General features: G+C 67.6%; 5 protein-coding genes. All 5 read left to right on the top strand.

Annotated elements, in window-relative coordinates:
- The first annotated feature begins 8 nt into the window (after positions 1–8).
- The 5 genes from ATE64_RS14990 (at position 9) to ATE64_RS14970 (ending at position 12,819) form a co-directional block, all read left to right on the top strand.
- Positions 9–1,832 (top strand): ShlB/FhaC/HecB family hemolysin secretion/activation protein, encoded by a 1,824-nt coding sequence (locus ATE64_RS14990; RefSeq protein ID WP_082657917.1) that lies wholly within the window; start codon positions 9–11, stop codon positions 1,830–1,832.
- Positions 1,833–1,861: 29 nt separating this feature from the next.
- Positions 1,862–9,772: a hypothetical protein gene (locus tag ATE64_RS14985; RefSeq protein ID WP_156416637.1), complete on the top strand. Its 7,911-nt coding sequence runs from the start codon at positions 1,862–1,864 to the stop codon at positions 9,770–9,772.
- Between the two features lie 46 nt (positions 9,773–9,818).
- A complete protein-coding gene (gene cysS / locus ATE64_RS14980; RefSeq protein WP_058457363.1) occupies positions 9,819–11,294 on the top strand; it encodes a cysteine--tRNA ligase in 1,476 nt (491 codons plus the stop codon).
- Positions 11,295–11,383: 89 nt separating this feature from the next.
- Positions 11,384–11,878, top strand: a complete 495-nt coding sequence (locus ATE64_RS14975; protein WP_331458629.1) for an endonuclease domain-containing protein — start codon at positions 11,384–11,386, stop codon at positions 11,876–11,878.
- Entirely contained in the window at positions 11,875–12,819 is a 945-nt protein-coding gene (locus tag ATE64_RS14970; RefSeq protein WP_058457353.1) for a D-2-hydroxyacid dehydrogenase, read from the top strand. The genes ATE64_RS14975 and ATE64_RS14970 overlap by 4 nt, the downstream gene beginning before the upstream one ends.
- Positions 12,820–12,858: the final 39 nt, after the last annotated feature.

The following is a 12,858-nucleotide window of genomic DNA, read 5'->3' as shown; positions in this document are numbered from 1 at the left end:
GGGTGGTGATGATCGATTTGGGGGTAATGGAATCCGTCTGCGTCGCGCGGGCGGTGCGGCGCACGGGTCGCCGGAAACTGATCTGTTCGGCGGGATTGGCGGCGCTGTCGGTATCGTTCGCGGCGCAGGCACAGATCGCCCCCTCGGTCCCGACGCGCGAAGAAATCCAGCGCCCGACCCTGCCCCCCGCCAGCCCCCCGGGCGAACAGGTGGTCACCGCCGACGACGGCATCGAGCGCGCGCCCTGCCCGCTCGCCAACCCCGAGTTCGCCAATGTCCGCGTCACCGTGCGCAACGTCCGTTTTTCCGAGGTCGAGGGGATCGACACGTCGATCCTCGACGCGAGCTGGCAGGACAAGGTCGGGCAGGATCAGCCCGTCTCGGTCGTTTGCGACATTCGCGACCGCGCCGCGACGATTCTGCGCGCAAAAGGCTATCTGGCGGCGGTCCGCGTGCCCCCGCAAACGATCAGCGACGGCGTCGTCAAGCTCGATATATTGTCGGCGCGGCTGACCCGGGTCGAGGTGCGCGGCGACGCCGGCGCCAACGAAGGCCTGCTCCAGCGCTATCTGTCGCGGCTCGATGACCAGCCGGTGTTCAACATAGTCGACGCCGAACGCTATCTCCTGCTCGCGCGCGATATTCCCGGAATGGACGCGCGGCTGACGCTGCGCCCCGGCGCCGTGCCCGGCGAGGTCGTCGGCGAGGTGACCGTCACGCGCACCCCGATCCTGATCGACGGCAGTACCCAGAATTACGGATCGCGCGATGTCGGCCGTTGGGGCAGCATCAACCGCGCGCGCTTCACCGGCCTGACCGGCATGGGCGACATGACCACCGTCAGCTTCTATTCGACCCCCGATTTCGACGAGCAGAAGGTGTTGCAACTCGCGCACGAATTCCGCGTCGGCGGCGAAGGGCTGCGTTTCGGCGCCAGCTACACCTATGCCTGGACGCGCCCCGACATCACCGGCTTCAACATCAGGTCGAACACCCAGATCGTCAGCCTGTTCGCTTCCTATCCGCTGGTCCTCACGCAGGCGCGGCGCATCACGCTCGGCGGCGGGCTCGACATCATCGACCAGGACATCAAACTGGGCAGCACGCCGCTGAACCGCGACCGCATCCGCGTCTTCAACCTGCGCGCCGACGGCATCTGGATCGATCCCGCCTCGGTCGCGGGCAAGCGTGGCTACAGCCCGTCCGAACCGCACTGGTCGCTCGGCGCCTCAGTCGAGGCGCGGCAGGGCGTCAATTTCCTCGGTGCCAGCAACGACTGCGGCCCGGGCGGCGCGGCCTGCTTCCTGCCCGGCACGGTGCCGCTGACACGGATCGAGGCGAAACCCGACGCCTTCCTGGTCCGCGCCAATGCGCAGGCCGAATGGCGCCCGACAAGATTGTTCACGCTGTCGCTCGCGCCGCGCGCGCAATGGGCGAGCGACCCGCTCGTCGCCTATGAGGAGTTTTCGGGCGGCAACTTCACCGTCGGGCGCGGTTTCGACCCCGGCACGATCATCGGCGACAAGGGCGTCGCGGTCTCGGCCGAGGCGCGCTACGGCTCGTTCGTCCCCGCGAACCGCAAGGCCTTCGCCTTCCAGCCCTTCGCCTTCTTCGACGCGGCGTGGGTGTGGAACACGGACAGCGCCTTCAACGGCCTCAATCCGCAAAAACTCTATTCGGCCGGCGGCGGGATGCGCGTCGCGTGGGGCGACCGGGCGCGGCTCGACGTCGCGCTGGCCGTCCCGCTCAACCGCGGCGGCTTCCTGACCGAAAGACCCGATCCGCGGCTGCTGATTTCGTTCACAAGCCAGTTCGGCGTGAAGGCGCGCTGACCATGACCATTGCATCAAGGACGACCGCCATGCGTGCCCACCCCGCCCTCTCGCCCGCCCGCAAAGGGAAACGGCGCCTGCTCGAGAGCTGCGCGATCACCGCCGGGCTGGTCGCCCTGGCCTATGGCGGCCCCGCGATGGCGCAGGGCGTGGTCGGGACGGGAGTGATCACGACCGGCGGCGTCGGCGGCTCGATCACCGATTCCGCAAACAAGACGACGGTCACGATCACCTCCAACGAGGCGATCGTCAACTGGACCCCTTCGGGGACGCCGACCGACGGGGTCATCGACTTCCTGCCGGTCGGCAATACGCTGGAATTCCGCGGCGGGCTCGGCGGCTACACGGTCCTCAACCGCTTCGTTTCGGGCACGGGGACTTCGATCAGCGACACGATCGCGCTCAGCGGCACGGTGCAAAGCTTCCGCACCGCGGCGGGCGTCCCCGACGCGCAAGGCGGCAACATCTGGTTCTACAACGCGGGCGGCATCCTGATCAACTCGGGCGCGGCGATCAACGTCGGCAGCCTCGTTTTGACGACCAACGACATCGACACGACCGGCGGCCTCGCCCCCGGCGGCACGATCCGTTTCCGCGGCGCGCCGAACAGCAATGCGACGGTGACGGTGGCGAACAACGCCTTCATCGGAGCCGACAACGGCGTCGCGGGCGGCAGCTATGTCGCGCTCGTCGCGCCGCGCGTCGTCCAGAACGGCATCGTCAACGTCAACGGATCGGCCGCCTATGTCGCGGCGGAAGTCGCGGATATCACGATCAACGCCGCCAACGGCCTGTTCGACATCAACGTGACCACCGGCGCGAACGGCGGCAATGTCATCGCCCACGGCGGCGTCACGACAGGCCCCGAACAGACGGGCGCGCTCGCGCACCGCGTCTATATGGTGGCGATTCCCAAGAATGACGCCGTCACGATGCTGGTGTCGGGACAGGTCGGCTATGACGACGCATCGTCGGCGACGGTGTCGAACGGTTCGATCGTCCTGTCCGCGGGCTATAACGTCACCGCGGGCGCCATGAACGAGACGCCGGCCAACAACACGGCGGCCAATATCTCGGTCAACGACATCATCTTCCTGAGCGACGTCACCGCGCACGCCAGCAACGACTTCCTCGGCCAGCCGCTCGGCGTGGTACCGACGGGCGGCCCCTTCACGGTCCTGCCGCCGGCGTGGCAGGGGCGTTTCTCGATCCAGGGCAACGGCACTTTCGTCGGCGAGAACAGCGCGACGCTGGCCATCAATGCGGGCCGGCAGAGCATCGTCACCGGCGACTTGCTGGTGCAGGCGAACGGCACCGCCGCCGGGCCCGGAAGCGCCACGATCACCGTCGATGGCGGCGGCCTGGTGGCGCTCGGCAACATCAACCTGCTGGCAACCGGCGCCCCGAACGGCACGACGGGCATCGGCCAGGGCGGCAGCGCGACGCTCAATGTCCTGAACGGCGGCCAGATGGGCGCGGGGGTGGACCTCACGGTGTCCGCCGACGGCTTCGGCGGGTTCGACGATGGCGGCGAAGGGGGCTCGGGTACCGGCGGGACGGCGGCAATCAATGTTTCGGGGACCGGGAGCCTGCTGATCGGCGACACCATCTCCGCCAGCGCCGATGGCTTGGGTGGCGCGCTCGCCCTCGACGCCGTCACCGGCAATGCGATCGTCGCCGACAATGGCGGCGACGGCATCGGCGGCAATGCGGCGATCAGTGTCAGCGGCGGGGCGCAGTTGACGGCGACCGTCGGCGTCGTCGCAAGCGCCGCCGGTCGGGGCCGCGTCGGGCTCGACCAATCGGGCAACGGCACCGGCGGCGATGCGCGGATCCAGGTTACGGGTGCGGGCACCAGCTTCACTGCGCCGCAGACGACGGTCAATGCCGCGGGTGTCGGTGGCGGCTCGATTTCGGATGCTATCTATGGAACGGTGCTGTCGGCAAATGGCGGCGATGGCGTCGGAAACGCGGCGCTGCTCAGCTTCGGGACCGATACGGGCTCCTCGGTCAGCGCCGGCGCGGTTTCGGTCAATGCGTCGGGGACCGGCGGCGGCGCCAATGGCGACGGTGCGGCCGGCGGCAACGCCGTCGGGGGCGGCATACTGGTCGAAGCCAACGGCAGCGGCACGGTCGCGCTGAGCCAGCTTACCATCGACGCCAGCGCCAACAGCGGCGGCGCGTCGAGCGCCAGCAGCGGGGGCAACACCGCGCGCTCCGGCGACGCCCAGGGCGGGACCGCCTTGCTCCGGACGAGCAATGTCTCGACCCTCGCGATCAGTACGGGGCTTTCGATCGACGTCAGCGGGCGCGCCGTGTCCAGCGAGAATGTCGGCAGCGGGACCGGGGGCGGCGCCAGCCTGTCGGCGATCGAGAGCAGCACGATTTCCGTCGGCGACACCATCGACGTCACGGCGTTCGGCGGCAGCCAGAGCAGCGCCATCCCGGTTGTTGCCGGCAGCGGGACGGGTGGTACGGTCGATCTTCTCGCCGATCTCAGCGGCACCATCTCCGCCAGCAACTACAGCCTCGACGCCAGTGCGTCGGTGGTCAATGTCAGCGGGACGAACGGGCCGGCGCAGGGCGGTTTCATCACGATGACCGCACTCAACGGCGGGCTCATCAGGGCGACGAACGACGGCGTCGACCAGCTCAACGTCAGCGCGCAGACGGGCGTCAGTACGGCGGGCAGCTCGGCGACGGGCGGCAGCATCACGATCTTCGCCAACGAAGCCGACATGCAGTTTTCGAACCCCGTTTTCTCCGCCAGCGGGGTTTCGGGCGGCGCGACCGACCCCAACGCCACCGGCGTGGTCGGGATCGGCGGGCTCATCCAGATCGGTACCGGCTTCGATCCAGCGCATGGCATCGACCTCGGCGGCGGCCTCAACGCGGACGCCGACGGCCGAACCTTTGTCGACGTCGAAGCCGCACCCGGCCTGCCGCGCGACACGTCGGGCGACGGCCAGGGCGGCACGATCGACGTCCAAGTGAGCGGCGGCAGCCTGACCGGCGGCAGCCTCTTCCTCACCGCAAACGGTTATGGCGGCGCAAGCGGCAGCAACAGCACCGGCCGGGGCGGCGCTGTCACCTTCACGCAGATCGGCGGCGATACGTCGCTCGGCGACGTGACCCTGAACGCCGACGGCATTGGCGGCGACTTCGCCGGACCGGCGGGCGGCGGCGTGTCGGGCGACGGGATCGGCGGCAACACGTCATTGGAGATCACCGGCGGCACCTTCACCGCATCCGACGTCAGCCTGTCGGCATCGGGCCAAGGCGGACGCGGTTTCGACGGCGACGATTTCGACTTCCTGAATCCGACGGCGGCGGGTGATGGCGGCAACGGCCAGGGCGGTGGAGCCGGCATCTCGATCGCCGATACCGCAGTCGTCAACACCACCGTCCTTGCCGCCTATGCAAGCGGCAGGGGCGGCGACGGCGGCGATTATCGCACCGTCGGCAGCGTGCCGGGCAACGGCGGAAACGCCGGCTTCGGCAGCGGCGGCAACGCGACGATCAGCCTGAACGGCGGCGAGCTCGTCAGCGATGCCGTGACCGTCGACGCCAGCGGTTTCGGGGGCGCGGGGGGCAGCGCCTTCCTGTCGAGCAGCTCCGGCCCCTCGACAAGCGTCGGCACCGGCGGCCGCGGCGGCGATGCCTTCGGCGGTTTCGCGACGATCGGCCTCGGTCCGACGCTGGTCAACATCAGCGAAAGCATCACCACCTATTCGACGGCGTCGGGGGGTGTCGGCGGATCGGGCACCGGCGGCGGCGGCGGCGGCAATGCGTCGGGCGGCGTCGCGCAGGTGCTGGTCGACGATTTCGATGCGGGCGAACTGTCGATCGCGCTCGACGGCTCGGCGACCGGCGGCAACGGCGGTATCGGCTACGACGGCGCGGGGGGGAACGGCGGATCGGCGCGCGGTGGCACCACGGCGGTCGAGGCGCGGGGACCGAACGGCAATGTCATCGTCTCGCAGTCCAATTTCGTCTCCGTCGCGACCGGCGGCACCGGCGGATCGGCCTTCACCGACTTCTTCTCGACCCCCGAGGTCGCCGGCAGGGGCGGCGACGGAGGCGAAGGTATCGGCGGCGAGATCAGCATCGTCGCGACCGATGGCGGCACGGTCGGCCTCGGTATCGGAGGCACCGGCGGCGGGACGCTGAGCAGCGTCGGCAACGGCGGCGACGGCGGCCGCGGCGCCGACAATCCGAACACGATCCGGCAGCCCGGCCCCGACGGGATGCTGTTCACGGCAGACGACACCTTCCTCGGCCTGACCGGCGGCAATGGCGGGTTCGGCGGAGCCGGCACCGGCGGCACCGTGGCGCTGCTCGCGCGCGGCGGAACGATCACATCGGATGGCGCGCCGGTGGACATCTCGGTCTCCGGCATCTCGGGCAATGGCGGCGACGGCGGGGTCGGCTCGGGCGGTACCGGGTCGTGCTGCACCAGCTTCGTCGATCTCGGCGGCCGCGTCGTCTTCCGGTCGGAAACGACCGAGGCGGGCGCGGGCCAGATTTCGCTCGGCGACACCACTATCGCGGCGAACGGCTTCATCGCGGGTCGGATCGAGCTGCGCAGTTCGAGCAGCATCTCGCTCGCCAGCCTCGATGCGAATGCGGCTGGCTTCGCACAGCCGACCAACAACGACACCGATCTGTCGGCCTATGGCGTCTTCTTCGCGGCGAACGGCGGGTCGATCGAGGTAGCAGACGACCTGACCGTGCAGACCGGCGGGTCGTTCGGCGCCTATGCGCAAGGCGGCGGACAGGTGCGCGCCGGCGACCTGTTCCAGATCAACGCCGCAGACCAGGTCGATATACTTCACGACATGCGCGGTGCGTCCGAGGAACGGACGCTGTTCGCGGGCGGCGATCTGTCGATCACGGCGGGCACCACGATCCGCGGCGCAACCGGTTCGCTGCTGGCTGGAAGCGGCGTCGTCACGCTGACGGCGCTGGGGACGACCGGGCGCATCGACGTCGACCATGTCGAAGGCGGCACGGTCGTCATGTCCAGCACCGGCGCGACCAGCGTCGAGCATGCCGAAGCCGACGATGACTTCACCGCGAGCGCAGGCAGTTTCCGCACCGGGCTCAATTCGATCATCACCGGCGGCGACATTTCGATCACCTCGCCAGGCGCGGTCGACCTCGGCAATTCGAGCGCCGGCGGATTCGTCTCGGCAACGGGCGAGTCGATCGTCTTTACCAACATCGACGCGGGCCAGACGGTCGACCTCACCGCGAACGGCACCGTGGCGGGCGCCGAGGGTATTCGCGGCGGATCGATCGACGCAGGCGGCACGATCACGCTGTTCGGCAACAGCATCGCGCTCGGCGGCAACGTCACCGGCACCGGTTCCTTCTTCGCCTTCGGGACCGGCGGCAATGTGGCGGTGAACCAGGCCGATGTCGACGGCACCGTCTCGGTCTTCGCCGACGGCAACCTTACCGGCAATTACGCCGCGGGCGGCGACGTTCTTCTGAATGCAAATGGCGACGTCACCGTATCGGCGAGCGCGGCGGGGACATATGTCGACCCGAACGGGATCGGCACCAACGGCAACGTCTATATCGACGCGGCGGGCAATGTAACGCTCACCGGGGGTGCGGCGGCGCGAATGCTCGGCATCAATGCCGGCGGATCGGCCAGCGTCGGGGCCGCCAGCGCGGGCGAAGACGTCCTCGTGGTCGCGGGTACGACGGCGTCGCTGAACGACGTCAGCGCGGGCGACGACGTCAACGTCCGCGCGCTCGGCGCGATCGATGCCGTCAACGTCCGCACGACGGGGACCGGACCCGATAACGCATTCCTGAACTACACGCCCCCCGCCTCGTCGGGTTTCGGCGGCTTCACGATCACGGTGGGCGAAGGCAGCTCGGCGACCGACGGATCGGATATCGTCCTGTCGTCGGGCAGCAATATCGACGCGACGACCCTGTCGGCGGGTGACGATATCATCGCGCTGGCAAGCGGAACCATCGGCCTCAGCGGTGCGACGACGCTCGGCCTCGGCGTCACGACCGGCGGCAGCAACATTCGCACGCAGGGCGGCGACACCAGTGTGACCGGGCTCGATGCCTTCGACGACGTGCTCATCGACGCAGCCGGCGCGGCGAGCGCCGATGGCGTGGTCAATGCGGGCCGCGACATCGTGATCAATGCCGACAGCATCGGGATCGCCGAATTGACCCAACCGGGCGGGACGCCGGTACCGACCCTGGTTGCCGATGGAACGATCAGCCTTGCATCGGCGAACGCGATCGAGGGAGGCAGCCTGTTCACGCAGGGCGACGTCAATCTGGACGCCGGAACATTCGTCGACCTCGCCGGCACGGCCAGCGGCGGAAATACCGTTATTTCGGCTGCCGAAGACCTCTCGGTCCGCCGGCTGGATAGCATCGGCACGACGACGCTGCTCGCCACCGGCGGCGCGATCGATATCGGCGCTCTTTTCTCGGCCGGAGAGATCGATGCGCAGGGCGACACGATCAACGTCGCGGGTGGCGGCGACATGATCTTCGCCAATCTGGTCACCGATGTCGGCGACGCATCGCTGGTCTCCAGCGGCGACCTCTTCGTCCAGAACGGCAGCATCGCGGGCCGCGCCACCCTTCGCGGCACCGGCGAACGGGTCGGCGTCGACGCGCTCACCGCCGACAGCGCTTCGATCGAGGCAACCGGCGGGTTCGTCACGCTGAACAGCGTCTCGGTCACCGACGACCTCACCGCCACCGCCCGCGGATCGCTGCTGATCAGCGGCATCGTAACCGGCCGCAGCATTTCGCTGGGGTCGAGCGACATCACGATCGACACCGCGGCGCGCGTCGGCACTGCCGGGACGACCGAAGCGCTGTCGGTCATGAACACCGACGACCAGCGGCAAACCTTCGTCGGCGGCACCGGCACGCGCAATGGCTATCATATCGACGCCGCGGAACTGGCACGCCTGTTCGGTTCCGATATGGTCATTTTCGCGCCCGAGGTCGGGGCGGTAAGCCAGCAATCGGTCGGGAGCAGCGCGCCGCCCGACGTGATCGTCGACAGCTTCACGCTCGCGGGCGGCGCCGCCGGGTCCAATCTTGGTGCGGGCGGCTCGCTGACCATCCGCACGCCGGGCAAGATGCGGGTGATCGGCAACGTCCAACTGACCGGGCTTTCGGATACGAACGCGCTCAACCTGTTCGCCGACGAAGCGCTTGAAGTCATCCTCGGCCAGGGCACCGTCCGGTTGCTGGGCGCCAACAACGCGCCGGGCGGACAGCTGAACATGGCATCGGAGGATATCATCGTCGCAACGACCGCCGCGATCGCCGACGTCGCCAACGCAAGCTCGATGGCGGCGATCAACACCCGTCTCGGCCAGAATGACGGCGTCACGATCGACGAAGGCGCACTCTTTGCACGTGGCATCCGTTTCAACGTCATCGGCGGCGTCTATGTCCAGAACAGCGGTACGGGCACCGACTTCGGCCTGCGCCGCGGCCTGACCTTCGGCGCGGGCGGGCTCGACGTCCTGACCGAAGGGCCTTCGTCGCGGATCGTCCTCAACGGCGTGCAGCTCGGGGCGAGCGGACAGGTCACCGGCCTCGACACGCTCCAGTTCCTGACGGTCGCGGGCGTTCCTGCGAATACCGCGACGGGCAGCTACGATCCAGAATCGACGCTGAACGGCTGCTTCATCTCGAACGTCGCATCCTGCACGACCGTCCGCATCGATTTCGACAATAATTTCCCGGTCCAGGACGTGATCGAGGACGAAGTCGGCGACGGCAGCGAGGATGAGGGCGACGGCACCAGCCTGCCGACCGCGCTCATCACGATGCGCGACCTCGACCCGCTCACCGGCGAGCCGCTGCTCGACGATCCGGTGACGGGCGCGGGCAACGACGATCTGTGGACGCCGGCGCCCGACACACAGCAGCCTTAAGCCTTTCGGTTGACGGACCGCCTCGGGGCAAGGCATGGGCGCGGTGATGATCGACGCCCCTGTCCCCCCTTCTGGCGCCCCTCTCCGGCTGTTCAACAGTCTGACGCGCCAACTGGAAAAGTTCCAGCCCGTCCACCCGGGTGAGGCGCGCGTCTATTCGTGCGGCCCGACCGTCTATAATTACCCGCACATCGGCAACATGCGCGCCTATGTCTTCGCCGACACGCTGGGGCGGACATTGTCGTACAAGGGGTACAAGCTGACCCACGTCATCAACATCACCGACGTCGGCCACCTGACCGACGACGCCGATGCGGGCGAGGACAAGCTGGAAAAGGCCGCGGCCGAACGTGCGCAGTCGATCTGGGACATCGCGAAGCATTATACCGAGGCCTATTGGGCCGACGTGAAGGCGCTCGGCATCCGCCAGCCCGCGCACTGGTCGATCGCGACCGACTATGTCCCGCAGATGATCGAGTTCGCCAAGGCGATCGCCGACAGGCATTGCTACGAAATCGCTGAAGGCCTGTATTTCGATACGTCGACTGTAGCTGACTACGGACACCTCGCAGGCAGACATATACTTGATCAGCTGGAGTTCAATGAGTCCGCGCACATGCGGATCAGCGAGGTTGAGGGTAAGCGCCATGCGGCCGACTTCGCGATCTGGCGCAAGACCCCGGCGGGCGAGACGCGCCAGATGGAATGGGATTCGCCCTGGGGGCGCGGCGCTCCCGGCTGGCACCTCGAATGTTCGGTGATGTCGGAGGCGCTGCTCGGCTTTCCATTCGACATCCACACCGGCGGCATCGACCACCGCGAGATCCATCACCCGAACGAGATCGCGCAGAACCAGGCGCATAGCTGCACGACCGACAGCGGCGCGCGGATGTGGCTGCACAATAATTTCCTCGTCGAACGATCGGGCAAGATGTCGAAGTCGAGCGGCGAGTTCCTGCGCGTGCAGTTGCTCGTCGACAAGGGCTATCACCCCCTCGCCTACCGCCTGATGTGCCTGCAGGCGCATTACCGCAGCGAACTGGAGTTTTCCTGGGAAGGCCTTGGCGCTGCATTGACGCGGCTGAAGCGGCTGGTGATGGCGGCGGCCCCGCTGCGCGATGTCGAAGTGGCGGAGGTTACCGACAAGCGCCTCGTCGACCTGCTGGCAAAGTTCGACGCGGCAATGTCCGAAGACCTCAACACGGCGGTCGCGCTCACCCTGCTCGAAGAGGCCGTCGCGATGAAAAAAGTCGACGCGGCGCAGAAGCGCAGTGCGATCGCGGTGATGGACGCGGTGCTCGGCCTTCAGCTTCTGTCGCTGTCGCGCGCCGATCTCCGCGTCCGGCCAAAGACCGCGACAATCACCGAAGGCGAAATCGAAACCATCCTCACCCGCCGCAAAGAGGCGCGCGCCGCCAAGGACTTCGCAACGTCCGACAAGCTCCGCGACGAACTCATCGCGGCGGGCGTCGAGGTGATGGACGGCGACCCGCTCGGCTGGGACTGGCGGCTGGAGGCGTAGCCCGCCCCTCCGTCAGCGCTTCGCCGCTGCCACACATTGCAAGTTGTTAGGAAGGATCGTTAATAGCCAATCCTCCCCATCGACTTGCGATGGGGAGGGGGACCGCCCGCGAAGCGGGTGGTGGAGGGGCAATAACGATGCGTCCTGATAAACCGGCAAGATCGGTGCGCCGCGCCAGACGCTTGCGGCATACTCTAACACTCCCGGAAGCAATGCTTTGGCAGCTCCTCCGCGTCTCGCCGAGCGGCCATAAATTCCGCAAGCAACATCCCGCCGGCCCCTACATCCTCGACTTCTTTTGCGCCCGCGCCAATCTCGCGGTCGAAATTGATGGCATTGCGCACGATATGGGCGACAATCCCTTGCACGACGAACAACGCGACGCATGGCTTTGTGCCAATCGCATCGACACGCTCCGCATCAGCGCGCGCGACGTGCTGGACAGCGCCGAAACAGTCGCTCAATCTGTCGTCGACATCGTCGAAAGCCGTCTGAAGGCATTCGGCAAAGCCCCTCCGTCATCGCTTCGCGATGCCACCTCCCCATCGCAAGTCGATGGGGAGGATCAGAAGGATCGTTTATGACCAAAACCGTCACCGTCCTGTCCGGCCTGATCCGCCCGCTCGTCGAAAACCGCCTGCCCGACTGGGTCCAGCCGCGCTTTTTCGCGAGCAAGGAGGAAGCGATGGGCCTCGCGCCCGAGGCCGAGATCGGCTGGTTCGACATGTACGACAAGAAGGACATGGCCGCGGTCATCACCGCCGCAACCAACCTCAAATGGCTGAACTCGATCTATGCCGGGGTCGACGGGATGCCGCTCGACTTGCTTCGCGAACGCGGCACCGTGGTCACCAACGGCGCCGGGATCAACGCCATCACCATCGCCGAATATGTCGTGATGGGGATGCTGACGGTCGCCAAGGGGTATCGCGAGGTCGTCCGCGCGCAGGACCGGCGCGAATGGCTGATGGACTCGCCCGGCAAGGTCGAACTGTTCGGGTCGAAAGCGCTGCTGCTTGGCTATGGCGCGATCGGCAAACTGGTCGAGGAGCGCTTGAAGGCTTTTGCCGTCGACGTGACCGTGGTGCGCCGTTCGCCGGGGCCGAACACCCTTGGCCCGGACCAGTGGCGCGCGCGGCTCGGCGATTTCGATTGGGTCATCCTCGCCGTCCCCGCCACGCCGGAGACCGATGGCATGATCGGCAGCGCCGAACTCGCGGCGATGAAGCCCTCCGCGACGCTGATCAACATCGCCCGCGGCAGTGTGATCGATCAGGACGCACTGGTCGCGGCGCTCGACACGCAGCAGATCGCCGCCGCCTTCCTCGACGTCACCACGCCCGAACCCCTGCCCGACAGCGACCCGCTGTGGAGCCTCGACAACGCCCATATCACCATGCACCTGTCGGGCCGCGCGCAGGACAAGATGTTCCTGCGCTCGGCGCAGCGCTTCCTCGAGAATCTCGATCGCTGGAACCTGGGCGAGGCCGTCGAACCGCGCGTCGACCTGGCGCTGGGCTACTGATCGCGACAGCCTGTCACTTTTCCGGTCCCGACTGCGAAT

Origin of the sequence: Sphingopyxis sp. H073, assembly GCF_001468395.1 — a bacterium.
In the GTDB taxonomy this organism is placed as follows: Bacteria; Pseudomonadota; Alphaproteobacteria; order Sphingomonadales; family Sphingomonadaceae; genus Sphingopyxis.
The sequence above is the reverse complement of the archived record's forward strand: the minus strand, read 5'-3'. Positions and strand labels throughout refer to the sequence as shown.